The organism is Bradyrhizobium sp. 1(2017) (assembly GCF_011602485.2).
Lineage (GTDB): Bacteria > Pseudomonadota > Alphaproteobacteria > Rhizobiales > Xanthobacteraceae > Bradyrhizobium.
Genome location: NZ_CP050022.2, coordinates 90,727 through 115,014, shown reverse-complemented (window position 1 = coordinate 115,014; position 24,288 = coordinate 90,727). Strand labels below are relative to the sequence as shown.

General features: G+C 66.2%; 22 protein-coding genes and 1 tRNA gene. 13 read left to right on the top strand and 10 right to left on the bottom strand.

Translation table 11 applies throughout. The annotated features are described in order from the left end of the window. Positions 1-2: 2 nt before the first annotated feature. Positions 3-428 (bottom strand): organic hydroperoxide resistance protein, encoded by a 426-nt coding sequence (locus HAP40_RS00500; RefSeq protein ID WP_008539979.1) that lies wholly within the window; start codon positions 426-428, stop codon positions 3-5. Positions 429-578: 150 nt separating this feature from the next. Between HAP40_RS00500 and HAP40_RS00495 the strand changes: the two genes are divergently transcribed. Continuing rightward, positions 579-1,040: a MarR family winged helix-turn-helix transcriptional regulator gene (locus tag HAP40_RS00495; protein WP_166811766.1), complete on the top strand. Its 462-nt coding sequence runs from the start codon at positions 579-581 to the stop codon at positions 1,038-1,040. Positions 1,041-1,043: 3 nt separating this feature from the next. Here the strand turns inward: HAP40_RS00495 and HAP40_RS00490 are convergent, their stop codons facing one another. From HAP40_RS00490 to HAP40_RS00480, 3 genes are all read right to left on the bottom strand, one after another. Continuing rightward, on the bottom strand, positions 1,044-1,280 hold the full coding sequence (locus tag HAP40_RS00490) for a GIY-YIG nuclease family protein (protein WP_166811768.1): 237 nt from the start codon (positions 1,278-1,280) through the stop codon (positions 1,044-1,046). A 160-nt stretch (positions 1,281-1,440) separates the two neighbouring features. Continuing rightward, a tRNA-Ala gene (locus HAP40_RS00485) sits at positions 1,441-1,516 on the bottom strand. A 97-nt stretch (positions 1,517-1,613) separates the two neighbouring features. Beyond that, positions 1,614-2,021, bottom strand: coding sequence for a TIGR02300 family protein (locus HAP40_RS00480; RefSeq protein ID WP_166811770.1), 408 nt, complete (start codon positions 2,019-2,021; stop codon positions 1,614-1,616). A 159-nt stretch (positions 2,022-2,180) separates the two neighbouring features. Here HAP40_RS00480 and aroA point away from each other — a divergent pair, with 159 nt between their 5' ends. The 12 genes from aroA to HAP40_RS00420 all read left to right on the top strand — a co-directional run bounded on the left by aroA (position 2,181) and on the right by HAP40_RS00420 (position 14,583). Further along, entirely contained in the window at positions 2,181-3,518 is a 1,338-nt protein-coding gene (gene aroA / locus HAP40_RS00475) for a 3-phosphoshikimate 1-carboxyvinyltransferase (protein WP_166811772.1), read from the top strand. After that, a complete protein-coding gene (gene cmk / locus HAP40_RS00470; RefSeq protein ID WP_166811774.1) occupies positions 3,515-4,153 on the top strand; it encodes a (d)CMP kinase in 639 nt (212 codons plus the stop codon). Before aroA ends, cmk begins: the two co-directional genes overlap by 4 nt. Positions 4,154-4,418: 265 nt before the next feature. Continuing rightward, a complete protein-coding gene (rpsA, locus tag HAP40_RS00465) occupies positions 4,419-6,125 on the top strand; it encodes a 30S ribosomal protein S1 (RefSeq protein WP_166811776.1) in 1,707 nt (568 codons plus the stop codon). 388 nt (positions 6,126-6,513) lie between these two features. Then, the gene (gene sppA, locus HAP40_RS00460) at positions 6,514-7,494 is read left to right on the top strand and encodes a signal peptide peptidase SppA (protein WP_166811778.1); all 981 of its coding nucleotides are present in this window, start codon (positions 6,514-6,516) and stop codon (positions 7,492-7,494) included. A gap of 171 nt (positions 7,495-7,665) precedes the next feature. Further along, on the top strand, positions 7,666-7,971 hold the full coding sequence (locus HAP40_RS00455) for an integration host factor subunit beta (RefSeq protein WP_008539997.1): 306 nt from the start codon (positions 7,666-7,668) through the stop codon (positions 7,969-7,971). A 71-nt stretch (positions 7,972-8,042) separates the two neighbouring features. Continuing rightward, positions 8,043-8,435, top strand: coding sequence for a lipopolysaccharide assembly protein LapA domain-containing protein (locus tag HAP40_RS00450; protein ID WP_166811780.1), 393 nt, complete (start codon positions 8,043-8,045; stop codon positions 8,433-8,435). Between the two features lie 65 nt (positions 8,436-8,500). Further along, the gene (locus tag HAP40_RS00445; RefSeq protein ID WP_166811782.1) at positions 8,501-9,172 is read left to right on the top strand and encodes a phosphoribosylanthranilate isomerase; all 672 of its coding nucleotides are present in this window, start codon (positions 8,501-8,503) and stop codon (positions 9,170-9,172) included. Next, positions 9,169-10,386, top strand: coding sequence for a tryptophan synthase subunit beta (gene trpB / locus HAP40_RS00440; RefSeq protein ID WP_166811784.1), 1,218 nt, complete (start codon positions 9,169-9,171; stop codon positions 10,384-10,386). The genes HAP40_RS00445 and trpB overlap by 4 nt, the downstream gene beginning before the upstream one ends. Further along, positions 10,383-11,219 (top strand): tryptophan synthase subunit alpha, encoded by an 837-nt coding sequence (gene trpA / locus HAP40_RS00435; protein WP_166811786.1) that lies wholly within the window; start codon positions 10,383-10,385, stop codon positions 11,217-11,219. The genes trpB and trpA overlap by 4 nt, the downstream gene beginning before the upstream one ends. A gap of 174 nt (positions 11,220-11,393) precedes the next feature. Next, a complete protein-coding gene (gene accD / locus HAP40_RS00430; RefSeq protein ID WP_166811788.1) occupies positions 11,394-12,335 on the top strand; it encodes an acetyl-CoA carboxylase, carboxyltransferase subunit beta in 942 nt (313 codons plus the stop codon). Beyond that, positions 12,332-13,675: a bifunctional folylpolyglutamate synthase/dihydrofolate synthase gene (locus HAP40_RS00425; RefSeq protein ID WP_166811790.1), complete on the top strand. Its 1,344-nt coding sequence runs from the start codon at positions 12,332-12,334 to the stop codon at positions 13,673-13,675. The genes accD and HAP40_RS00425 overlap by 4 nt, the downstream gene beginning before the upstream one ends. Positions 13,676-13,842: 167 nt before the next feature. Then, positions 13,843-14,583, top strand: coding sequence for a metallophosphoesterase family protein (locus tag HAP40_RS00420; RefSeq protein ID WP_166811792.1), 741 nt, complete (start codon positions 13,843-13,845; stop codon positions 14,581-14,583). Between the two features lie 67 nt (positions 14,584-14,650). On the opposite strand, the gene HAP40_RS00415 is transcribed toward HAP40_RS00420, so the two are convergent. The 6 genes from HAP40_RS00415 to HAP40_RS00390 form a co-directional block, all read right to left on the bottom strand. Next, complete coding sequence (locus HAP40_RS00415; protein WP_166819202.1) at positions 14,651-15,658, bottom strand: ATP-dependent DNA ligase; 1,008 nt, start codon at positions 15,656-15,658, stop codon at positions 14,651-14,653. A 140-nt stretch (positions 15,659-15,798) separates the two neighbouring features. Continuing rightward, positions 15,799-16,119, bottom strand: coding sequence for a thioredoxin (trxA, locus tag HAP40_RS00410; protein WP_008540017.1), 321 nt, complete (start codon positions 16,117-16,119; stop codon positions 15,799-15,801). 67 nt (positions 16,120-16,186) lie between these two features. Continuing rightward, the gene (addA, locus tag HAP40_RS00405) at positions 16,187-19,696 is read right to left on the bottom strand and encodes a double-strand break repair helicase AddA (protein WP_166811794.1); all 3,510 of its coding nucleotides are present in this window, start codon (positions 19,694-19,696) and stop codon (positions 16,187-16,189) included. Continuing rightward, a complete protein-coding gene (addB, locus tag HAP40_RS00400; RefSeq protein WP_166811796.1) occupies positions 19,690-22,836 on the bottom strand; it encodes a double-strand break repair protein AddB in 3,147 nt (1,048 codons plus the stop codon). The genes addA and addB overlap by 7 nt, the downstream gene beginning before the upstream one ends. Positions 22,837-23,082: 246 nt before the next feature. Beyond that, entirely contained in the window at positions 23,083-23,805 is a 723-nt protein-coding gene (locus HAP40_RS00395; RefSeq protein WP_166811797.1) for a nucleotidyltransferase family protein, read from the bottom strand. Between the two features lie 124 nt (positions 23,806-23,929). Beyond that, positions 23,930-24,247 (bottom strand): PilZ domain-containing protein, encoded by a 318-nt coding sequence (locus HAP40_RS00390; RefSeq protein ID WP_166811799.1) that lies wholly within the window; start codon positions 24,245-24,247, stop codon positions 23,930-23,932. Positions 24,248-24,288 lie beyond the last annotated feature (41 nt).

The window sequence follows — 24,288 nt, the reverse complement described above, 5'->3', positions numbered from 1 at the left end:
GATCAGACGACCGTCAGGCGAACGTCGACATTGCCGCGCGTGGCGTTGGAGTACGGGCACACCTGGTGCGCCTTCTCGACCAGCGCCTCGGCTTCAGTGCGGGCAAGGCCCGGCAGCGAGACGGCGAGATCGATGTCGAGACCGAAGCCGCCCTCCGAGCGCGGGCCGATGCCGACGGTCGAGGTCACGGAGGCGTCGGCCGGAACCTTGGGGCCGCCCTGCGAGGACACGAACTTCATCGCGCCGATGAAGCAGGCGGCATACCCGGCCGCAAACAGCTGCTCGGGATTGTTGCCGGCGCCGCCTCCGCCGCCGAGCTCCTTCGGCGTGGTCAGCTTGACGTCGAGCGCGCCGTCGAGGGTTGCAGCATGGCCGTCGCGGCCGCCGGTCGCCTTGGCACTGGTCTTGTAGAGCACGTTCACGGACATTTTCGTCTCCCTGGGGGTTGGGTGGGCGCGATCTCTATCGCAGACAATTAGATTGCGCGCAATCTAATTTATGGGGCCTCACATTTAATTGTTCGCAATTGAATATGCGGCCGCCCGGGCCCACAATGCGGCAAACCCGTGAGATTCTCCATGGCCCGGAAACCATCGGCAGCGGACGCTCCGCTGCGGCTCGACAACCAGATCTGCTTCGCGGTCTATTCGGCCGCGCACGCCTTCAACCGCGTCTACAAGCCGCTGCTCGACCGGCTCGGGCTGACCTATCCGCAATATCTGGTCATGCTGGTGCTTTGGGAGCGCGACGACGTGCCGGTCAAGGACATCGGCGAAAGATTGTTTCTGGATTCGGGCACGCTGACGCCGCTGCTCAAGCGGCTCGAGGCAGCCCATCTCGTCAAGCGCACCCGCTCCAGCGAGGACGAGCGCCAGGTGCTGATCGCGCTGACGTCACAGGGCCACGCGCTGAAGGACAAGGCGCGGGCCGTGCCGCAGTCGATCCTGGCGGCGTCGGACTGCTCGGTGTCGGAGCTGGTCGCGATGAAGGATGAGATCGTCGCGCTGCGCGACCGGCTGAATGCGGTGATCGGGGAGTAGGGGTTAGAGGCGCTTCTTGGCAAAGGCGCGGCCCGACGCGGACTTCAGATACTTCTCGAAGGCGACGGCCTGCTGCTCGTTGCTGAACGCAACGTAGGTCTTCAGGCGCCAAGGCCCGTACTTGGAAGTGTGGGGCACCTCGCCAGCGTTGTGCTTTGCCAGTCGGGCGCGCAGGTCGTCGGTGATGCCCACATAAAAGTGCAGGGTGTCGAGGCTCTCGAGGATGTAGACGTATTTCACGGCACGCTCCCCAGTTGTCGAGGGAGGAGCTTACATCCGCATTCAATCTGGTGAAGCCCGGCTTCGCCCTTCGGGCTACGCCGCTGCAGCCTTCGCTCACTTCGCTACGAGGGACTTCCCCAGGGCTTGCCGAGCCGTAGCTCGCGAAGCGAGCGAAGGCTGGTGGAGCCAGGCGGGATCGAACCGCCGACCTCTTGCATGCCATGCAAGCGCTCTCCCAGCTGAGCTATGGCCCCTAAGTCCAGAGGGGAGGATCCTGGGGGATCCATCCCGGCCCGCGAGCGCCTCAGGCGACTCGCGCGGTGCACCCTTTTTCACAGATCAGGGCTGATCTCAAGTCTCTTCATCGCCTCCGACATCACCAATGATGTCGGTCACGTCCTCATCGCCCTCTTCCTCGTCCGCGATGAAGGTCGAATCATCGTCATCGTCGTCGTCGATGGTCTCGTCGACCTCGATGTCGTCCTCGGATTCGGGCACGACGGCCTTGACCTTGCCGGTGTTCTCCTCGGCATCGGCCTCCTCGAGCGAGACCATCTCTTCGGCCTCGGCCGGCTCCGGCGTGGTGTCCTGGGCCATGCTGCGGGCCTCGGCACCGCGGGAGGCGCGCGCGGGCGCCACCGGGGCGATCGGCACCACTTCGCCGGTATAGGGCGAGATCACCGGATTCTTGTTGAGGTCATAGAATTTCTTGCCCGTGGTCGGGCAAATACGTTTGGTTCCGAGTTCGGACTTGGCCACGGCAGGAATCCTGGGAATGTCTGAAAAGCGGTGCTTCACTTGGCTAGTTGGCGGCCCGCTGTCAATAGCGCATTACGGGAGAACGACATGCCCGTGACGAGGCGCTGACCATGTGGTACCTGCGCCGCAGCCCCTGAGGGCCCATCCAAGGACCGAATCTTGACCCATTCCGACCAACCGAGGCCGCTCCAGTCTCGCGCCAGCGGTCCCCTGACCGGGAAAGTACGGGTGCCCGGGGACAAGTCGATCTCCCACCGGGCCCTGATCCTGGGCGCGCTGGCGGTCGGCGAGACCAGGATTTCGGGCCTGCTCGAGGGCGAAGACGTCCTCAACACCGCCAAATCCATGCAGGCGCTGGGTGCCACGGTCGAACGCACCGGTGATTTCGCCTGGAAGGTGCAAGGCGTTGGGGTTGGGGGCTTCGCCCAGCCGAAGGCGCCACTGGATTTCGGCAATTCCGGCACCGGCTGTCGGCTGGTCATGGGCGCCGTCGCGGGCTGCCCGATCTCGGCCGTCTTCGACGGCGACGCCTCGCTGCGCAGTCGCCCGATGCGCCGGATCCTCGATCCGCTCGAAAAGATGGGCGCCAGGGTTGTCTCCGGCGGCGAGGGTGGCCGCCTGCCGCTGACGCTCCAGGGCGCACGGGATCCCTTGCCGATCGTCTACAAGACCCCGGTCGCCTCCGCCCAGATCAAATCGGCCGTGCTGCTGGCGGGCCTGGCGGCGCCGGGCACCACCACGGTGATCGAGACCGAGGCCAGCCGCGACCACACCGAGCTGATGCTGAAGCATTTTGGGGCCGACATCACCTCGGTGAGCGAAGGCCGGCATGGTCGCCGCATCACGCTGGTGGGGCAGCCCGAGCTGCACGGCGCCAGCGTGGTGGTGCCCGCTGATCCCTCTTCGGCGGCTTTCCCGGTCGTTGCCGCGCTGATCGTGGAGGGATCCGATGTCGTGTTCTCCGACGTCATGACCAATCCGCTGCGCACCGGTCTGTTCACCACGCTGCGCGAAATGGGCGCCTCGATCGAGGAGAGCGAGGTGCGCGGCGATGCCGGCGAGCCGATGGCGCGCCTGCGCGTGCGCGCGTCGAAACTGCGCGGCGTCGAGGTGCCGCCGGAACGCGCGCCCTCGATGATCGACGAATATCTGGTGCTGGCGGTGGCGGCGTCGTTCGCCGAAGGCACGACCATTATGCGCGGCCTGCAGGAGTTGCGCGTCAAGGAATCCGATCGCCTCGAAGCCACCGCCGCGATGCTCCGCGTCAACGGCGTCAAGGTCGGGATTTCCGGCGATGATCTGATCGTCGAGGGCCGCGGCCACGTTCCCGGCGGCGGCGTTGTCGCCACCCACATGGACCATCGCATCGCGATGTCGGCGCTGGTGATGGGCTGCGCCTCCGACCAGCCGGTGAGCGTCGACGACACCGCCTTCATCGCAACCAGTTTCCCGGACTTCATCCCGATGATGCGTTCGATGGGGGCCGAGTTTTCATGATCATCGCCATCGACGGGCCCGCGGCCTCGGGCAAGGGGACGCTCGGCAAGCGCCTCGCCCACCATTACGGCTATCGTCATCTCGATACCGGCGTGATCTACCGCGCGGTGGCCTATGCCCTGATGCAGTCCGGGCACGATCTCACCGACGAGGCGGCCGCGGTGCAGGCCGCCTTGGAGCTCGATCCCGAAAAATTCGGCAATCCCGCCCTGAAGACCCAGAAGGCCGGTGAGGGCGCCTCCATCGTCTCGGCGATTCCCAGGGTTCGCGAGGTCCTGGTAAATTTTCAGCGGCAGTTCGCTGCCGATCCGCCCGGCGCGGTGCTGGACGGGCGCGACATTGGAACCGTGATCTGTCCGCATGCCGACGTGAAGATCTTCGTCGTCGCCGATCCCAAGGTCCGCGCCCGCCGCCGGACCGTGGAGGCGAAAGCGAGGGGGGAAGAGGCGGACGAGGCCGCCGTGCTCGCCGACATCATTCAGCGCGACGAGCGCGACAAGAACCGGCCGATTGCGCCTTTAAAGCCGGCCCCGGATGCTTACTTGCTTGATAACTCCCAACTGGATATAGAAGGCGGCGTCCGGGCCGCCATCGACATTATCGAGGCCGTCCGAGCGGGCCGGCCGCGGGGTTAAGCCGCAGCCGTCATTGGAGGAAGTGCCCGCTCCCGCTCTTTGAGGTCGATACGTCAGGTCCCCGTTTGGGGCCGGCGCGATCCAGGCTCCGGACAAGGATTTTCCACGTATCGAACGCGCGGGCCTCAGCCGGCCCGCTCCCGCTGTTTCGGCTCGAGCCGGAGCAGCGAGCGGTCGCTCGAAGGTTTTGCGGACCTTCCGACACTGCGCGTGCGATGCGCCCATGAACCCAACGGCCGGCACGACATCCGCAACTGGAGAACAAATGGCTTCGACTTCTGCTGATACCTACAGCCCGTCGCGCGACGATTTCGCCGCGATGCTCGACGAGTCCTTCGCAGGCGGCAACCTGCAGGAAAGCTCCGTCGTCAAGGGCAAGGTGGTTGCAATTGAAAAGGACATGGCCGTCATCGACGTCGGCCTGAAGACCGAGGGCCGCGTGGCCCTGCGCGAATTTTCCGGCCCCGGCCGTGACTCCGACCTCAAGGTTGGCGACGAGGTGGAAGTGTTCCTCGATCGCATCGAGAACGCCCTCGGCGAAGCCGTGCTGTCGCGCGACAAGGCGCGCCGCGAAGAGAGCTGGGGCAAGCTCGAGAAGGCGTTCCAGAACAACGAGAAGGTCAACGGCGTCATCTTCAACCAGGTCAAGGGCGGCTTCACGGTCGACCTCGACGGTGCCGTGGCCTTCCTGCCGCGCTCGCAGGTCGATATCCGTCCGATCCGCGACGTTGCGCCGCTGATGAACAACTCGCAGCCGTTCCAGATCCTCAAGATGGACCGCCGCCGCGGCAACATCGTCGTCTCCCGCCGCACCGTGCTGGAAGAGACCCGCGCCGAGCAGCGCCAGGAGCTGGTGCAGAACCTCGAAGAGGGTCAGGTCATCGACGGCGTGGTCAAGAACATCACCGATTACGGTGCGTTCGTTGATCTCGGCGGCATCGACGGCCTGCTGCACGTCACCGACATCGCGTGGCGCCGCGTCAACCATCCGACCGAGGTGCTCTCGATCGGCCAGACCGTGAAGGTCAAGATCATCAAGATCAACCACGAGACGCACCGCATCTCGCTGGGCATGAAGCAGCTGCTGGACGATCCGTGGCAGGGCATCGAAGCCAAGTACCCGCTGGGTGCCCGCTTCACCGGCCGCGTCACCAACATCACCGACTACGGTGCGTTCGTCGAGCTCGAGCCGGGCATCGAAGGCCTGATCCACGTCTCCGAGATGTCGTGGACCAAGAAGAACATGCACCCCGGCAAGATCGTCTCGACCTCGCAGGAAGTCGACGTGCAGGTGCTGGAAGTCGATTCCGTCAAGCGCCGCATCTCGCTCGGCCTCAAGCAGACCATGCGCAACCCCTGGGAGGTCTTCGTCGAAGGTCACCCGACCGGTTCGGTGGTCGAGGGCGAGGTCAAGAACAAGACCGAGTTCGGCCTGTTCCTGGGTCTCGAAGGCGACGTCGACGGCATGGTCCACCTCTCCGACCTCGACTGGAAGCTTCCGGGCGAGCAGGTGATCGACAACTACAAGAAGGGCGACATGGTGAAGGCCGTGGTGCTCGATGTGGACGTCGAGAAGGAGCGCATCTCGCTCGGCATCAAGCAGCTCGAAGGCGACCCCTTCGCCGAGCCGGGCGATGTCAAGAAGGGCGCGGTCGTGACCTGCGAAGTGCTCGAAGTGAAGGAGAGCGGTATCGAGGTGAAGATCGCCGGTACCGACTTCACCACCTTCATCAAGCGCTCCGAGCTCGCGCGTGACCGCAACGACCAGCGCGCCGAACGCTTCGCCGTCGGTGAGAAGGTCGATGCCCGCGTGATCCAGTTCGACAAGAAGGCCCGCAAGGTCCAGGTGTCGATCAAGGCGCTCGAAGTCGCCGAAGAGAAGGAAGCCATCGCGCAATACGGCTCCTCCGATTCGGGTGCGACGCTCGGCGACATCCTCGGCACCGCGCTGAAGAACCGCGACAGCAAGTAAGCGAAACGTCCTTTCGCTGCATCGAAGCCCCGGCGCGAGCCGGGGCTTTTTTGTTGTCACGTACTCTGTTGCCACATACTCAACTGTCGTCCCGGACAAGCAGCGAAGCGGCGCGCCGATCCGGGACCCCCGCGCGAGCGCTTGCGCTCTTCGCGACCACGGGAAGAGGTTTGATGAGGACTCGGAGTGGGCGCCTCGCGTCACACTTCTCCCCGGGGTTATGGGTCCCCGCGTTCGCGGGGACGACGCCTGAAGGCGCGGCAGCATCCGGACTAGGCCATCACAGCCTTGTTTTCTTCAAAATGCGCCGCAATTGATGTATCCAGATAAGCCGTTGGTCACGCCGTGACGGCACAACGCGCCCAGCCGTCCATTTGGAGATATCTCGATGTCGCTCGATTCTGACATCATCGTCGATCGCCGCAGGATCCGCCGCAAGCTGACGTTCTGGCGCGTGATGGCAGCGTTGATCGCGGTCGCGGCGATTGCGAGCTTTGCCCTGATCGCGACGCCCGGTGCGCGCGGTACGTTCGCTTCTGCCGGCTCGATCGCGCGCGTCAACATCGAGGGCCTGATCCGCAGCGATTCCGATCGCACCCAGGCGCTGGAGCGGCTCGAGAATTCGCAGGCCGCTGCCGTCATCGTTCACATCAACTCGCCGGGCGGCACCACCGCCGGTTCCGAGCAGCTCTACGACTCGCTGACCCGGCTGAAGGCGAAGAAGCCGCTCGTCGTCGTGGTCGAGGGCCTTGCCGCCTCCGGCGGCTACATCACCGCGATCGCGAGCGATCACATCGTCGCCCAGCAGAGCTCGCTGGTCGGCTCGATCGGCGTGCTGTTCCAGTATCCGAACGTCAGCGAGCTCTTGAAGACCATCGGCGTCAAGGTCGAGGAGGTGAAGTCGTCGCCCCTGAAGGCCGCGCCCAACGGTTTCGAGCCCACCAGCCCCGAGGCGCGGGCCGCGCTCGATGCGCTGGTGAAGGATTCCTACGCCTGGTTCAGGGGCCTAGTGAAGGAACGGCGTGGCATGGATGACACGCAGCTGGAGAAAGTGGCCGATGGACGCGTCTTCACCGGGCGCCAGGCCATCGATCTCAAGCTGGTCGACCAGATCGGCGACGAGAAGACGGCGGTGACCTGGCTGGTCGAGCAGAAGGGCGTCAAGAAGGGCCTGAGCGTGCGCGATTACAAGCTCCAGCCGCGCTTCGGCGATCTGACGTTCCTCAGGACGGCCGCCGCCGTGACGCTGGAAGCGCTGGGTTTAGGCTCGATTGCGCAGCAAATCGGTCAAACCGGCGTCGTACAGGCGGTCGATCGATTCGGAATGGATGGAATGCTGGCTTTGTGGCAGCCGGCCGCGTCAAACTGAGGGAACCAGGCGAGCAATCGGGGGTTTTCCCGCGTGGCGGGTGCCGGGGCAGCCTGCTTTTTCGGCATTTGTCACGCAATTTCACGACGCCCACCCTTGATTTAGCGTCTTGACAGATCACAGTATTTTCACGGAAATGGTCATCCGCACGCTTCCGGGTCCTATCTCTCGATGATCAAATCCGAACTTGTTCAGCGTATCGCCGAGCACAACCCGCATCTGTACCAGCGGGATGTCGAGAACATTGTGAATGCGATTCTCGAAGAGATCGTAGCGGCCCTCGCACGCGGTGATCGCGTCGAGCTGCGCGGTTTCGGTGCCTTTTCGGTCAAGCATCGCCCTGCACGCGCCGGGCGCAATCCCCGTACCGGCGCCCATGTGCCCGTCGACCAGAAGAGCGTTCCGTTCTTCAAGACCGGCAAGGAAATGCGCGAGCGGCTGAACCGGGACCATCCGGATCCCGGCGCGGCCGACTAGCGTTGTCGTCCGGGCACGACCGAACGGCCGCATAATGCGGCTGCAGGCTTGATTCAAGACGAGCGATCGCGATGCGAAAATTCCTGACCGCGCTGATCGTGATTCCACTGGGCCTGATCCTGGTGACTTTCGCCGTGGCCAACCGGCAATTCGTCACCGTCTCCCTCGATCCCTTCTTGGCGGATGATCCGTCGCTTGCGGTCACCCTGCCGCTGTTCCTGCTCCTGATCCTGGTCGCCGCCCTTGGCGTCCTGGCGGGGGGATGCGCCGTCTGGTTCGGCCAGCGGCATTGGCGGCGTGCGGCGCGCCGTAATGATGCGGATGCCCGGGCGGCCAGGGGCGAACTGGCCGATCTGCGGGCTCAAATGGCCGCAGCCAGGCCCGAATCCCAGCGCCTCCCGGTCCCCTCGGGGGTCGGCCTTTACGGGCCCATCGGGCGAGACAAGCAACGCGCGACGTTGTAGAAGCGGCCGCAACCGAAAGCCCTGTTTTCCGGCCGCGCCTGGCGGCCTCCATTTGCCTTGAGACCATGCCCCTGCTCGTCAAGATCTGCGGCCTGTCCACGCCCGAGACGCTCGAAACGGCGCTCGAGGCGGGTGCCGACATGGTGGGGTTCGTGTTCTTTCCGCCATCGCCCCGGCACCTGTCGCTGGAGGCGGGACGCGCGCTCGGCCGCCAGGTCAAGCGGCGCGCGCTCAAGGTCGCGCTCACCGTCGATGCCGACGATGCCACGCTCGACAACATCATGGACGCATTGTCGCCGGACATCCTCCAGCTCCATGGCAAGGAGAGCGTCGCACGGCTGCGCGACATCAAGCAGCGGTTCGGCCGTCCGGTGATGAAGGCGGTGCCGGTCGCGACATCGGCCGATCTCGCCGTGCTGCCCGGCTATGCCGCCATCGCCGACCGCATCCTGTTCGATGCACGCGCACCGAAAGATGCAACCCGCCCCGGCGGTCTAGGCGCGCCCTTCGACTGGCATCTGCTCGAAAGGCTCGATCTGGGCCTGCCTTACATGGTCTCGGGCGGGCTTGACGCCGGCAATGTTGCGGAGGCGCTTCGCGTCACGGGCGCCGGCGGCGTCGACGTCTCCTCCGGTGTCGAGAGCGCCATCGGCGTCAAGGATTCCGAGATGATCAAGGCCTTCATTCGCGCTGCGCGCGCCAGCCAAGATACAAGCCAAGAGTTGAGTGTCCGATGACCGTCGCCAAACCCAATTCCTACCTCAGCGGCCCCGACGACCGCGGCCATTTCGGCAATTTCGGCGGCCGCTTCGTCGCCGAGACCCTGATGCCGCTGATCCTCGATCTGGACAAGGCCTACACCGCGGCCAAGGCCGATCCGGCGTTCCAGGGCGAGATGAACGGTTATCTCAAGAACTATGTCGGCCGGCCCTCGCCGCTCTATTTCGCCGAGCGCCTCACCGAGCATCTCGGCGGCGCGAAAATCTACCTCAAGCGCGAGGAGCTCAACCACACCGGTTCGCACAAGGTGAACAACGTGCTCGGCCAGATCATGCTGGCGCGGCGCATGGGCAAGAAGCGCATCATCGCCGAGACCGGCGCCGGCCAGCACGGCGTCGCCACCGCGACGCTGTGCGCGCGCTTCGGCCTGGAATGCGTGGTCTATATGGGCGCCGTCGACGTCGAGCGGCAGCAGCCGAACGTGATCCGTATGGAGATGCTGGGCGCCAAGGTGATGCCGGTGCAGTCGGGCACGCGCACGCTGAAGGACGCGATGAACGAGGCGCTGCGCGACTGGGTCACCAACGTGCACAACACGTTCTATTGCATCGGCACGGTGGCGGGCCCGCATCCCTATCCGACGCTGGTGCGCGACTTCCAGTCGATCATCGGCAACGAGACCAGGACGCAGATGCAGGAGATCGAAGGCCGCCTGCCGGATTCGCTGGTCGCCTGCATCGGCGGCGGCTCGAACGCGATGGGTCTGTTCCATCCGTTCCTCGACGATCCCTCGGTCGAGATCTTTGGCGTCGAGGCCGCCGGCCATGGCCTGACCCAGCTGCATGCGGCCTCGATCGCGGGCGGCCGTCCTGGCGTGCTGCACGGCAACCGCACCTATCTCCTGATGGACGCCGACGGCCAGATCCAGGACGCCCATTCGATCTCGGCCGGCCTCGATTATCCCGGCATCGGGCCCGAGCATTCCTGGCTGCACGAGGTCGGCCGCGTGACCTATCTCTCCGCGACCGATGACGAGGCGCTCGCCGCGTTCCAGCTGCTGTCGAAGCTCGAGGGCATCATTCCCGCGCTCGAGCCCGCGCACGCCATCGCCAAGGTGATGGAGCTCGCCCCGAAGCGGCCCCGGGATCACCTGATGGTCGTCAATCTCTCCGGCCGCGGCGACAAGGACGTCCCGCAGGTCGGCGACATCCTGAGGGGCAAGAGCAAGTGACCACGCGTATCGACACCCGTTTTGCCGAGCTTGCGAAGCAAGGCCGCTCGGCCTTCGTGACCTTCCTGATGGCCGGCGATCCCGATCCGGCGACCTCGCTCGAGATCATCAAGGCGCTGCCGAAATCGGGTGCCGACGTGATCGAGATCGGCATGCCCTTCACCGACCCGATGGCCGACGGGCCGTCGATCCAGGCTGCGGGCCTGCGCGCGCTCAAGGCCGGCATGACGCTGAAGAAGACGCTCGAGCTGGTGCGCGGCTTCCGCAAGGACGACAACGCGACGCCGATCGTGCTGATGGGCTATTACAATCCGATCTACATCTACGGCGTCGAGAAGTTCTTGGCTGATGCAAAGAGCGCCGGCGTCGACGGCCTCATCATCGTCGACCTGCCGCCGGAGGAAGACGACGAGCTTTGCCTTCCCGCGATGAAGGCCGGCCTCAACTTCATCCGCCTGGCGACGCCGACCACCGACGACAAGCGTCTGCCGGCCGTGCTCGCCAACACCTCGGGCTTCGTCTACTACGTCTCGATCACCGGCATCACCGGAGCGGCTGCCGCGGACTCCGCGGCCGTGAGCGAGGCCGTGGCCCGCATCAAGCGACATACGAAGCTGCCCGTCTGCGTCGGTTTCGGCATCCGCACGCCGGAGGCCGCGCGCGCCATCGCCTCGCATGCCAATGGTGCGGTGGTCGGCACCGCGCTGGTCGATGCGCTCAAGAACAGCCTCGATGCCGAGGGACGGGCGACCGCCAAAACCGTTAACGCCGTGGCCGAGTTGACGGCGGCCTTGGCCCAGGGCGTCAAGGGCGCGCAACAGGCCGCGGAATAGGCCATAATTCCGCTTTAGCTCTTTAGTTTGAGCATGATCGTGTCGGAAAACCGCTTCACACTTTTCCGGATCATGCTCTAAGGCGGGCGACACGGCGGCTTGCCGGGCCGGGGCCCGGCCGCCATATATCCCTTCAGGCGGCCCGCGAGGCGGGTTCGCACATCGGAGCAAACCATGAACTGGCTTACCAACGTGGTCCGGCCGAAGATTCGCAACATGCTGCGGCGGGAGACGCCGGAGAATCTGTGGATCAAGTGCCCGGATTCCGGACAGCTCGTGTTCTACAAGGACGTCGAGGCCAACCAGTTCGTCATCCCCGGCTCGAACTACCACATGCGCATGGGCGCGGTGGCCCGGTTGAAGTCGATCTTCGACAATGAGACCTGGTACGACGTCGCGCTGCCCGAGGTCACGCCCGATCCGCTCAAGTTCCGCGACGAGAAGAAATATGTCGACCGCGTCAAGGACGCCCGCGCGCGGACCAATCTGAACGACGCGATCAAGGTCGGCTACGGCAAGCTCGAAGGCGCCGCGGTCGTCGTCGCCGTGCAGGATTTCGATTTCATGGGAGGCTCGCTCGGCATGGCCGCGGGCGAGGCCATCGTGCGCGGGATGGAGCTTGCGGTCGAGAAGAATTCGCCGTTCATCGTGTTCGCCGCGTCCGGCGGCGCGCGCATGCAGGAGGGCATCCTGTCGCTGATGCAGATGCCGCGCACGACCGTTGCGGTGCAGATGCTGCGCGAGGCAAAGCTGCCCTACATCGTCGTGCTCACCAACCCCACCACCGGCGGCGTCACCGCGTCCTATGCGATGCTCGGCGACGTGCAGATCGCCGAGCCCGGCGCGCTGATCGGCTTTGCCGGCGCGCGCGTGATCGAGCAGACCATCCGCGAAAAGCTCCCCGAGGGTTTTCAGCGCGCCGAATATCTGAAGGAGCACGGCATGGTCGACATGGTCGTGCATCGCCACGAGCTGCGTCCGACCCTGGCGCGGCTTTGCCGCCTGCTGACCAAGGCGCCGGCGCAGGAAGGTGTGTCGAAATCCGTGCAGCCGGTCGCGAGCCCGGCGCAGATCGTATCGGCCGCCGAGACGGCGCCGGCCGCGCCCCACGCGTGAACGCGTCCCCTGACAGCGCAAAGCCGCCGCTCGGCGAATTGATCGGGCGGCTGTCGGCCCTGCATCAGAAGCGCATCGACCTCGGGCTGGAGCGGATGCACCGCCTGCTCGAATGGCTCGGCCATCCCGAACGCAAGCTGCCGCCGGTGATCCACATCGCCGGTACAAATGGCAAGGGCTCGACGCTGGCCTATCTGCGCGCGACGCTGGAAGCCTCGGGCCTGCGCGTCCACGCCTATACCTCGCCCTATCTCGTCCATATCAACGAATGCTTTCGGCTCGGCCGCGTCGGCGGTGGCGTGCTCGTCGGCGACGACGAGCTGCGCGCCGCGCTCGAAGAGGTCGAGCGCATCAATGCCGGCGAAGCCGCGACATTGTTCGAGCTGAAGACGGCGGCCGCGTTCCTTCTGTTTGCACGGAATCCGGCCGATGCGGTGCTGCTCGAAGTCGGCCTCGGCGGCCGGCTCGATTCGACCAACGTGGTCGACACGCCGGCGGCCTGCGTGATCACGCCGGTCAGCATGGACCACATGGACTTCCTTGGCGATACGCTCACCTCGATCGCCGGCGAGAAGGCCGCGATCATCAAGCGCGGCGTGCCCGTGATTTGTGCCGAGCAATCGCCGGACGCGATGGCGGTGATCGAAGCGCAGGCGAGGCGCATGCGCGCGCCGCTGTTTGCCGCAAACGAGAGCTGGCACGTCAATGTCGAGCGCGGACGCCTGGTCTATTCCGACGATCGCGGCCTGATGGATCTCGCGGCCCCGCGCTTGTTCGGCCGGCACCAGTTCGACAACGCCGGCCTCGCGATCGCGACGCTGCGCGCTCTTCCGGGGCTCAAGATCAATCAGGCCGCGTTCGAGGCCGGTATCGTCGGCGCGGAATGGCCGGCGCGGATGCAGCGCATCACCTCGGGCGAATTGCTCGCTCTCGGACCGCAGGGCTCGGAGATCTGGCTCGACGGCGGGCACAATGCGGAAGGCGGCCGCGTCGCGGCGGCGGCGCTTGGCGACCTCGAAGAGCGGGTGTCGCGGCCGTTGGTGGTGATCGCCGGCATGATGGCCAACAAGGATGCGCAGGGCTTTCTCGCCAATTTCGCCGGTCTCACCCGTCACATCATCGCGGTGCCGATTCCCGATACCGAGAACGCGATGCCGGCCGACCGCCTCGCGGACGCCGCGCGCAGCCTCGGCATGCGTGTCGAGCCCGCGCCCGGCATCGAGGCCGCGCTGCGAGGTTTGGCGAAGCTTGCCTATGAAGTGCCGCCGCGCATCCTGATCACGGGCTCGCTGTATCTGGCCGGCCACGTGCTGGCGATCAACGGCACGCCTCCTGCATAGGCGCTCTCGTGTCCCGGACGCGCTGCAACGCCTAAGCGTTGCTGCGCAGAGCCGGGACCCAGGAGCCACATAGATGGGCCCCGGCTCAGCAGCGCACCACACCGGACGATGCTTCGCATCGCCGGGAGTGCTGCGCGGCGTCCGGGGCACGAGAGTAGGGATAACCAATGCGCTTTGCCGCGATTGCCGACATCCACGGAAACTACCTCGCGCTGGAGGCTGTCCTCGCCGACATCCACGCGCTCGGCATTGCCGACATCGTCAATCTCGGCGACATGCTGAGCGGTCCGCTCGACGCGCGCCGCACCATCGAGATCCTGATGAAGCTCGACGCAGCGCATGTGCTCGGCAATCACGACCGCTATCTGCTCGACCGCCCCCCGGAGAAGATGGGCTCGTGGGACCGTCCCGCTTATGAACAGCTCAACTCCGCGCAACTCGAATGGCTGCGCGCGCAGCCGATGACGCGGGTCTTCGGCGAGCAGGTGTTCCTCTGCCACGCGACGCCCGGCAGCGACGAGGTGTACTGGCTCGACACCGTGCATCCCGACGGCGCGGTGGCGCTGTCGCCGCTCGACCGGATCGAGCAATTCGCGCAAGGCGTCACGCAATCGCTGATCCTGTGCGCCCACACCCATCTCGCCCGCGCCGTGCGCCTGCGCGACGGCCGGCTGATCGTCAATCCCGGCAGCGTCGGCAGCCCTGGTTATCGCGACAAGCATCCAGTCCCGCACGTCGTCGAAGCCGGCACGCCGCACGCGCGTTATGCGATCCTAGAACTTGCGGATGGTGCCTGGCGGGTGACGTTCCGCCACGTCGCGTATGATCACGAGGCCATGGCGAAGTTGGCGCGGCGCAACGGACAGCCGGAGCTGGCACAGGCAATTGCGACCGGATGGCTCAGGTAAATTCTCTCGCGTCCCGGACGCGGTGCGGCGCAAAGCGCTGCTCCGCAGAGCCGGGCACGAGCGCGGGCTACTTCAACAGCTTCATCGGGTCCGCCGCCTTCTGCTTCAACTGCTCGAATGTGCATTGCCGCGGCGCCTTGTCGGGACGCCAGCGCAGGATCGAGGTGCCGTGACGGAAGCGCTCGCCGCTGAAATGGTCGTAGCAGACCTCGATCACGAGCTTCGGCTTCAGCGGACACCACTTTGCCGATCGTTCGGTCGACCAGCGGCTCGACCCGCCCGGCGCGTTGCCGGTGAAGCCTGGCTCGCCGATCAGGGCTTCGAGCCGGTCGGTCAGATCGGGCTTCGCCTCCGCCTTGATGGCCGAGGTGAAGCCGACATGGTGCAGCAGGCCGTCGTCGTCATAGAGCCCGAGCAGGAGCGAGCCGACGACGTTCCGGCCTGCAATCTTGTTGGTGGCATAGCGGAAGCCGCCGATGACGCAATCGGCGCTGCGGAATCTCTTGATCTTCTGCATGCCGTCGCGATTTCCCACCTGGTAGGGCAGGTCGATGCGCTTGGCGATGACGCTGTCCGAGCCGCCGCCGGATTGTGCCAGCCATTTTTGGGCCGTGGCGTAGCTCGTCGTGGACGGCGAGAGGCGGAAGATGCTGCCTTTCAGATTGGTCTTCGTAAAAGCTTCCAGCGCCTGTCGGCGTTCGCGCAGCGTCTTGTCGGTCAGACGTTTCTCTCGGGCGGTCGCGAGCAGATCGAACGCGAGGTAGAGCGCCGGCGTCTCCTGCGAGAGCTTCTTCACGCGGCTCGCCGCCGGGTGAATCCGTTGCAGCAGCGCGTCGAAGGAAAAGCTCTTGCCGTGCGGCACGACGATCTCGCCGTCGAGCGAGAAGCGATCCGCCTTCAGCCTCAAGGCAGCGGCAACGATCTCGGGGAAATAGCGCGCGAGCTCCTCGCCTGATTTCGAGCGCAGATCGACGTCGCTGCCGTCGCGCGACAGCAGGCAGCGGAAGCCGTCCCATTTGGGTTCATACTGCCATTCCTCGCCGCGCGGGATCGCGTCGACCGACCGCGCTTCCATCGCCACCGGAGAGGTCGATTTTCGCGCGCGCTTTGCGGGAGGGGATGGCAAGGGCGGGACTCGTCATACGCTGAACGTCCCATCAACGCAGAACGGCCGGCATTTCGCCGGCCGTCGTCGAAAATAATCAGAAGCGAGAATCAGACCGCGGACGTGATCCACTGCTGCAGCTTCGCCTTCGGCGCAGCGCCGACCTGGCGCGAGGCCATCTCGCCACCCTTGAAGATCATCAGGGTCGGGATCGACATCACGCCGTACTTCGACGCGGTCTTCGGGCTCTCGTCGACGTTGAGCTTCACGATCTTGACCTTGTCGCCCATCGCACCGGCGATCTCGTCGAGGGCGGGGGCGATCATGCGGCAAGGCCCGCACCATTCGGCCCAGAAATCGACGACCACGGGGCCGTTCGCCTTGAGCACTTCGGCTTCGAAATCGGCGTCGGAAACCTTGCTAACGGCCATTGGAGTACCTCACTCGGTTGAAAGAATCGGCGCGACGTGGAATCGCGCCCGGGATCATGAGGTGAACCTATGAACGGCTCCTTGCCGGGTCAAGGACGCTCACGCCGCAATGGACGGATGCCAGCGCCGCGTCCAGCGCGGGGGCTGAAATCTCCATATATTCAAGGGCCTCGGTCCAGAGCAGGACAGCCCTGACCGGCTTTTGGGGATAAAGCCGCGATAGCACCGCCCGGTACAGTGCGAGCTGCCGGACATAGGCGGCGGGCGCTTCAGCCGCGCTCCTGGGCGCGGCCTGGTTGGTCTTGAAATCCACGATCAGGACCTCGTCGGGACGAACGACCAGCCGGTCGATCTGGCCTGAGACCAGCGCGGGCGGCCGCCCGGGCCGGTCGAGCTTGCCGACGATGGCGACCTCTGCCCGGCTGCCGGTGGCGAAGACCGGGGCGAAACGCGGCTCGGTGATCAAAGCCAGCACCTTGTCGGCCAGCGCACTGCGGTCGGCCTCCGGCCAGTCCGCGGCGTTGCGCGCCATGAAGCCGAGCGCGGCCTCCCGCCGGCGCTCGCTGGCGATATCGGGCAGGGATTGCAGCAGCCGGTGCACCAGCGTGCCGCGTTGCAATGCGAGGGCGCGGGACTGGACCGATTCGCCCGATCGCACCGCGCGCCCTTCCTCGGCAGGCTGGCCGGAAGGACGCACCATATCGTCGTCGGCGATCTCGCGCGGCGCCGGCGAGCGCAGCCAATCGGGCAGGGCGACGGTCTGGTTGACGGGCGTCGCGGGTGTGCCGAGCGCCGCGACATCTTCCGGCCGGGCGAATCGCGTCACCTTGCCGAGCGGCGTCTCGATGACCTGCTTGTCCAGGCCCGAGCCTGTAAGGCCGGTGTCGACCAGATCGTACCAGCTCAGCTTGCGCACCGTCTTCATGTTGCCGGGCATGCAGCCGCCGACGATCAGACGGTCGGCCGCACGCGTCATCGCGACATAGAGCAGGCGGCGATATTCGTCCTCGGTCTCCTCGAGCATCGCCTTGCGGGCATCGGCGACCGGCTTGGGATCGTCGGCCTTGCGACCGGCCCAGACCACGACCTCGCCGCCATTGCCGCGGGGCACATGGATCAGCCGCAGTCGCTGCGTGTCCGCGGGCGAGGAGGTGGTGTCGACCATGAACACGACCGAAGCCTCCAGGCCCTTGGCGCCGTGCACGGTCATCACCCGGACCTCGTCGCGCGAGATCTCCATGTCGCGCTTCACCTCGGTGTCGGCCGAGCGCAGCCAGGCCATGAAGCCCTGCAGCGAGGCCGGCGCCTTGCGCTCGTAGTTCAGCGCGAGCTCGAGGAATTCGTCGAGCGCGTCATTGGCCTCATGGCCGAGGCGGCGCAGGATGCGCGCGCGCCCGCCGTCGCCGCCGAGCAGCCAGGCGTAGAACGCGAACGGCGTCTCCTCGCGCGCCCGCATCTCGCAGGCTTCCAGGCACCGCAATGCCGTGGCGAACTTTTCGCTTCCAGCCGCATGCTCGCCGAGCGCGCGGCGCAGCGAGCCCTTGCGGTCATGGGCCAATCGAAACAGGTCGTCGTCGTCGAGCCCGAACAGCGGGCTTTTCAGTGCGACCGCGAGCGCGAGATCGTCCTGCGGCAGCAGCAGCGCGTCGGCAAGGTTCATCAGGTCGATGATGGCGATGTGCTCGGTCAGTTTCAGCCGGTCAGCGCCGGCGACCGGCACGCCGGCGTGCTTCAGCGCCTGGATCACGGCGTCGAACGCGTTGCCGCGCCGGCGCACCAAAATCAGCATGTCGCCATAACGCAGGGGTCGGCGCTCGCCCTCGTGTCCGGTCAGCGTGCCGCTCTCGACCAGCCGCTTGATCTCGGCCTGGATCCGGCGCGCGAGCTTCACTTCGGGGCTGGTGACGGCGACGCCGTCGAACGGCGCGCGCCAGCCTTCGATGTCCTGCCGGTCGTCGGCTTCCGCCAAGTCCCACAGCTCGATCACGCTCGGCCCCGCATCGGCAAGCGCATTGTGCAGGGGGTGGCCGATCTCGACCGAATGGATGCTCTTGTAGATCTGGGGCTCGCGGAAGACGTGGTCGACCGAATGCAAGATCGCTGCGCCCGAGCGGAACGAATAGGTGAAGGCGACGGGATCGAATTTCAGCCCGGCTGCGGTGAATTTCCGGTGCAGCGCGCGCCGCCGCGCATCGAATTCATGGGGAGCCGCGCCCTGGAACGAGAAGATCGACTGCTTCTCGTCGCCGACCGCGAAGACCGTGCGGTTCAACCCTTCGCGCGCGCCTTCTCCGGCCGTGAACTCCGAGATGATGTGCGCGACGATGTCCCATTGCCGCGGGCTGGTGTCCTGGGCCTCGTCGATCAGGACGTGGTCGACGCCACGGTCGAGCTTGTAATGCACCCAGCCCGAAGCGATGCGATCGAGCATCGCCAGCGTCTTGTCGATCAGATCGTCATAGTCGAGCAGCCCGCGTTCCTGCTTCTCGCGGCGGTAATTCGCGGCAGCGGCGGTCGCGATGTGCAGCAGGGCGGCGGTGCGGTCGCGCAGGATCACTGCGCGGCGCTTCTCGATCAGCGCTGCGAGGCGCTGCGCTTCTGCTTCGAACAGGCGGGCGACGGATGGGTTGTGATCGCAGAACTTCTTTGTCAGCACCGCCTTGCGCGGCAGCTTGTCGTCGGTGAGGAAGACGCTGAGATAAGCATCGACCTGCGCGCTAGCGGAAAACACCTTTGCCTCGCGCAGCCGGCCAGCCTGGTCCTTGTCGGACTTGCTGCCATCCTCCAGCGCAAAGGCAATGTCGTCCCAGCGCGATCGCGGCAGGAATGGGCCGTCGAGCATCTCCGTCTCGACATCCTCGATACGGTCGCCCGCGCCCACACCCAGCACCGCCGCCATCTGCTCGGCCGCCGCCCCGGCGTTGCCGGCCTCATCGGTCCAGGCCATGAAATGGTCGCGGCTCAGACAGGCTTCGCGCACGACTTCCTTGAACGTGACGTCGGCGGCGCTCGCCATGGCGGTCAGCAGCGCGCGCCCGGTGATGCTGTCAGGGTCGCGCGCGGCCTCCAGCAGCACCTTCAAATTGGCGCGCTCCATCATGTCGGTCTGGTCGCGCTCGTCGATCACGGCGAAGCGCGCGGGGACATTGGCCTCGAACGGAAACTGCTGCAGCAGGCGGGTGCAGAGCGCGTGAATGGTCTGCACCTTCAAGCCGCCCGGCGTCTCCAGCGCGCAGGCGAACAGCTTTCGCGCGTCACGGCGCAGCTTTGCGCCGGGATGCGGGATCCCGACGGCGCGGATGGCGGCATCAAGCGCGGTGTCGTCCAGCGTCACCCAGTGGCCGAGCGTACTGAAGACCCGCTCGGCCATGTTGGCGGCAGCGGCCTTGGTGAAGGTGATGCAGAGGATCTTTTCCGGCGGCACGCCCGACAGCAAGAGACGGATGACCCGCTGCACCAGCACATGCGTCTTGCCCGAGCCGGCATTGGCCGACACGAAGGCCGAGGCGGTCGGATCGGACGCACGCGCCTGGCGCGCGCGCACCTCGTCGGGAATCGGGCGGGGCGCCTTCACCATTCCTCGATCCCCAATCCGCCGGCCGCCGACCATTCCTTGATGCGGGCGAGATCGTCATAGGCGCCGTAGCGATTCGTCCACATCGGCAGGTTCAGCGAGGTATAGGGCTGATTCTCGTCCTCGAAGGCGCGGATCAGCGCTTCCAATTTTGCCCGCGCTTCTTCGGCCGCCGTATCCGGCGGCTGCGGTTCGTCGCCTGGCTTGTATTTGAGCTCGAGGATGCGTTCCTCGCCCGGCGGATTGTTACCGCTGAGGCGGACATAGACGAGTTGGCTCACCGACGCGCCGGCATCGATATCGGGAAAACCGCCTTCGCGCAGGATCGCGGCTTCCAGCGTGAGCTGTGGCGACAGGCCCATGCGGACCTGCTTGCCGGTCGGCGGCTGCCCGGTCTTGTAGTCGAGGATCGCATAGCTGCCGCCCTGGCGGCGCTCGATGCGGTCGGCGCGCGCGGAGAGACGGAAGCTGCGCTGATGATCGAGCGTGATCGAGAGCTCGCCGTGCGTCTCTGCCGTGACGGCCTCGATCGCACCGCGCCGCGCGGTCTCCCATTCGCCGAACCAGCGGGCGATGCGCTGGAAGCGTGGCCACCACAGCGCGCGTGCCTCGGGGCGCTCCATCAGTGGGGCGAAATACTTTTCGCCGATCGTGCGTAGCACGCGCGCGGGATCGTCGGGCAGGCGAGCGGCGTAGGTTTCGGTGAACTCGCCGAGCGCGTCGTGGATGGCCGAGCCGCGGTCGGCGGCGGACAGCGGCATGTCGACGGGATCGAGCGCATCGAGCCGCAGGATGTGCCTGGCGTAGATCGTGTAGGGATCGCGCAGCCAATCCTCGATCGCGGTGACCGACATTTTCAGCGGTCGTGTCGCGCGCGGCGGCCGCGGTTCGGGCTGCTTGACCGGCTTGACCTCGGCGGGCTGGTCCAGCGCGCCCGCGAACTGCACGTATTTTTCGCCGGCGCGAATGGCCGCCTTCCAGAGCTCGTCGCCCGCAACCGCCTCCAGCCGATGCAGGAAGCGCGAGGCGACAGCGGGCGCGCCCCCGGCCTTGGCGGAATGGGTGAGGATCACCTCATCGCCACCGAGCAGCTGTGCGAAGTCGTGTGCGGACAGGCCGATACGACGCTCCGGCAGGTCGAGGCCGAGCTCGTGCCGCATCGGCCGGCTGAGCCAGGGATCGATCCGCGGCGCCGGTGGCCAGACGCCCTCGATCAGGCCGCCGACGATGATGCGGTCGGCCTGCATCAGGCGAGACTCGAGCGGGCCGTAGATCTGCAGGCGCGCGCCCGGTCTGTCCCGTCGCCGCACCGCGCGATCACTGAACGCGGTCTGGAAGACGTCGGGATAATCGGGCAGCGGCACCATCAATCCGCTGGTCGTGCCGCCGCGCAGGAGATCGTCGAAGGCGCTGGCGAGCGCCAGACCTTCGCGCTCCTCGAAGGCGAGCGAAAGGCCCTGCTCGTCGCGCGACAGCTCGATCATGATCTCGCGATGCCGGTGCGCGAGCTCGGCGAAGTCAAATGGCTTAGATGTCGCGAGGCCCTCGATCGGCGCCAATGCCTTTTGCAAGGCATCGATCAGCGACTGGATGCGATCGAGGTCCTCGGCCTTGAGACGCGCACGCGGCTCGGCCCTGTGGAGCGCGGATGTCTCGCCGCGCCACAGCTTTGCCAGCTCGTCGCGGAAGCGGTTGAACTCGCGGAGCAGGCCGGCCGTGCCTGTGGGCGGGCGTGTGCCGCGCAGGATCGCGAGCTCGAGTCCCTCGATCGCCGCCTTCCAAGCGCCCGGCAGCCGGCCGAGCCGACACATCGGATGCTTCAGCAGCGCCAGCAGCGTCGGCGGCTCAAGGCCCTTGGTCGAGGCCTCCGCGGTGAGGCGGGCAAAAACGCCGGCCGGGGTTTCCATCAGCACGTCGCCGCCGGAATCGTCGAAGGCGAGATCCCATCGCGTCAGCGCCGCCATCACCCGTCGCGCCAGCGCACGGTCGGGTGTCACCAGCGCCGCCGACTTGTCGAGATGCCGCGCTTCGCGCATGGCGATGGCGATGGCGAGCGCTTCCATTTCGGGATTGGGAGCTTCGACGACGGCGAGGTTCGTCATGCCGGCGGCGATCTTCGCGGCGACATCGGGCTGCTTCAGCCGGTCGTGCCAGACTTCCGTCTTGGCCGATGGCCGCATTGCTTCCGATGCGAGGAGGTCGCGGCCCCCTTCAGCGGGCGGCTGAGGGATGTCGACGTCGCTGCGCTTGATGCCAAGACGACCCAGCAGGGCATTCATGGCATATTGCGGATGGTTCGAGGCCGGATGTTCGGCGAATTTGCCGAGCGCATCGCGCACACCGCCGATGGTTCGCCAGGCGTCGTCGTCGAGATCGGTATCGAGCCCCGGCAGCACCACCGCGCCATGCGGCAGCGATGCAACCGCATGCAGGAATTTTGCCGTGGCAGGCATCGAGCCGGTCGAGCCGGCCGCGATCACGGGACCATGGGGATGCGCGGTCAGGCGCCTCGCTTCCGCGGCGATCAGGAGATCGCGACGGGCCGCCGGCTCGATCCGGTTGATCTCGGCGAGATGGCCGGGCCAGGCGATGCGCGCGATGCGCAGGAATTCGAGCGAATGCTGCCAGTAGCGGTCGAGATTGTCAGGCACGAGTCCATCGAGCGCGCTCCAGTCGACGCCGCGCGTGACCATGTCGTCGATCAGGCGCGCGAGGTCGCCGGCCAGCGCCAGCGTCGAGGCGGGACCGCCGACCACCAGCGGCGACAGCACCGGACCCTTGGCCCAGGCGGCGACGAGCTGCGCCAGCGTCAGGCGGCGTTCGAGCTCGCCGAGCCGCGGCGGAATGTCGAGCGGCGACGCGCCCGAGAACTGCTCGCCCTCCTCGGCGAAAGCGAGCTCGTCCTCGTCGATGTCGCCGAGCGCGACGATGCGCGGCAGCACGACGGCATCTGCCTTCATCTCGTCGAGGAAGATTTCGCGGACGACGCGCATCGCGCGCCGGGTCGGCAGATACAGCGTCGCATCCGCAAGCCGCGCCGGTTCCTTGCGCGCCTCGAATCCGTCGACCAACCGGCCGTCGAGCAAGCTCGTGACGACCGTGCGCAGGAACGGAACTGAGATGGGAACGCTGAAGACGCGCATGAGCTGCCTGATTCGGGATCAGGGCAATATAGGGAGGCCGGCTCAAATGGTCATGGGTGTGGGCGAGTAGTCCCCGCTGTTCGCCGCATGACCGCTATCGTGCCCCGGACGCAGCGCAGCGCTCCTTCAGCGGTGCGCTGCAGAGCCGGGGCCCCTCTCGCCGCGCCTTGCCGTGTTGCTTTCTGGGTCCCGGTTCTGCGGAGCGGCACTTTGTGCCGCACCGCGCCTGGGACACGAGAGCAGGCCCTACGCCACGCTCTCCAGAAACGCCTCTTCCGCGGCGTGCACCGCGTCGGGCGTGCCGACATGCATCCAGACGCCGTCGAGGCGCAGGCCAAACAGCCGCTCCTGCTCATTGGCGCGGTCGAACATCCTGGTCAGCGAGAACTCGCCCTTGGGCGCATCGGCAAAGATCGACGGCGACATGATCGCCGCGCCGGCATAGACGAACGGAACGACCTCTTTTTCCTTGCGCTTGCGCAAGGCGCCGTCGGGCAGCATGCCGTAATCGCCACGGCCGCCATAGCCGATGCTGGTTGCGGTCGGCGCCATCAGCAGCAGGATGTCCATCCGCGCGGGATCGAAATTTTCAGCGAGCCGGGTCAGGTTCGAGCGCACGCCGTCGATCCACAGCGTGTCGGAATTGACGTGGAAGAACGGCGCATCGCCGAGCAGCGGCAGCGCCTTGACCACGCCGCCGCCGGTGCCGAGCACCTGGTCGCGTTCGTCGGAGATGGTCACGCGCGGATGCTGGCGCGACGCGGTGTGGTCGATGATCTGGTCCGGCAGGTAATGCACGTTGACCACGGCCTCGGTCACGCCGGCCTGGCCGAGCTTGTCGAGCACGTGGTCGAGCAGCGGTTGACCCGCCACCGGCACCATCGGCTTCGGCATCTTGTCCGTCAGCGGACGCATGCGCAGGCCGAACCCTGCGGCAAGCACCATGGCTTTGGTCGGTTTGACGGACATCCTTCGCTTTCTCAGATCCCTTGATTTCGCTTTCGCGGCAATCCTAGCATGAGCATCGGCCTGCCGCACCGCACTCCAACCGCCTTAATCGCCCGCCGTGACCGTTGTACGACGGGTGTTGCCCTCACGCCCCAATGGCTGTGGAGCGCGCCTTTTTCTTCTTGTCGCCAACCTTGAGGAAATTGACGCCGATCTGGTCGCCATTGACCCAGGCCAGCTCGCAACGCCGGTACGCAAGTCCGGTGGACGAGAGCAGGAGAAAAAATTCCTTCAGATGGAGCCCTTCCACCGAGCCGTCGATGGTCAGCTTGGCGCCGGTCTCGGAGACGTCCTCCATGGTGCAGTCGCGCCGCCACGTGCCGTCGATGCCCATCATCTGGGCCGGAACCCCGCGCTCGAAAATCACCCGGCTATTTCCGCGCTGATCCGCTTTCGCCGTCATCTGCCCTTGCTCCAGCCCCCGTAATGATCCGGCTCCTCGCC

Coding starts and splice junctions, on each gene's coding strand:
- sppA (WP_166811778.1), top strand. CDS start 6,514: ATGTCGCTCGATTCTGACATCATCGTCGATCGCCGCAGGATCCGCCGC.
- HAP40_RS00445 (WP_166811782.1), top strand. CDS start 8,501: ATGCCCCTGCTCGTCAAGATCTGCGGCCTGTCCACGCCCGAGACGCTC.
- HAP40_RS00390 (WP_166811799.1), bottom strand. CDS start 24,247: ATGACGGCGAAAGCGGATCAGCGCGGAAATAGCCGGGTGATTTTCGAG.
- HAP40_RS00500 (WP_008539979.1), bottom strand. CDS start 428: ATGTCCGTGAACGTGCTCTACAAGACCAGTGCCAAGGCGACCGGCGGC.
- addA (WP_166811794.1), bottom strand. CDS start 19,696: ATGGTGAAGGCGCCCCGCCCGATTCCCGACGAGGTGCGCGCGCGCCAG.
- cmk (WP_166811774.1), top strand. CDS start 3,515: ATGATCATCGCCATCGACGGGCCCGCGGCCTCGGGCAAGGGGACGCTC.
- HAP40_RS00420 (WP_166811792.1), top strand. CDS start 13,843: ATGCGCTTTGCCGCGATTGCCGACATCCACGGAAACTACCTCGCGCTG.
- HAP40_RS00495 (WP_166811766.1), top strand. CDS start 579: ATGGCCCGGAAACCATCGGCAGCGGACGCTCCGCTGCGGCTCGACAAC.
- accD (WP_166811788.1), top strand. CDS start 11,394: ATGAACTGGCTTACCAACGTGGTCCGGCCGAAGATTCGCAACATGCTG.
- HAP40_RS00395 (WP_166811797.1), bottom strand. CDS start 23,805: ATGTCCGTCAAACCGACCAAAGCCATGGTGCTTGCCGCAGGGTTCGGC.
- trxA (WP_008540017.1), bottom strand. CDS start 16,119: ATGGCCGTTAGCAAGGTTTCCGACGCCGATTTCGAAGCCGAAGTGCTC.
- addB (WP_166811796.1), bottom strand. CDS start 22,836: ATGCGCGTCTTCAGCGTTCCCATCTCAGTTCCGTTCCTGCGCACGGTC.
- trpB (WP_166811784.1), top strand. CDS start 9,169: ATGACCGTCGCCAAACCCAATTCCTACCTCAGCGGCCCCGACGACCGC.
- HAP40_RS00415 (WP_166819202.1), bottom strand. CDS start 15,658: ATGGAAGCGCGGTCGGTCGACGCGATCCCGCGCGGCGAGGAATGGCAG.
- HAP40_RS00450 (WP_166811780.1), top strand. CDS start 8,043: ATGCGAAAATTCCTGACCGCGCTGATCGTGATTCCACTGGGCCTGATC.
- rpsA (WP_166811776.1), top strand. CDS start 4,419: ATGGCTTCGACTTCTGCTGATACCTACAGCCCGTCGCGCGACGATTTC.
- HAP40_RS00455 (WP_008539997.1), top strand. CDS start 7,666: ATGATCAAATCCGAACTTGTTCAGCGTATCGCCGAGCACAACCCGCAT.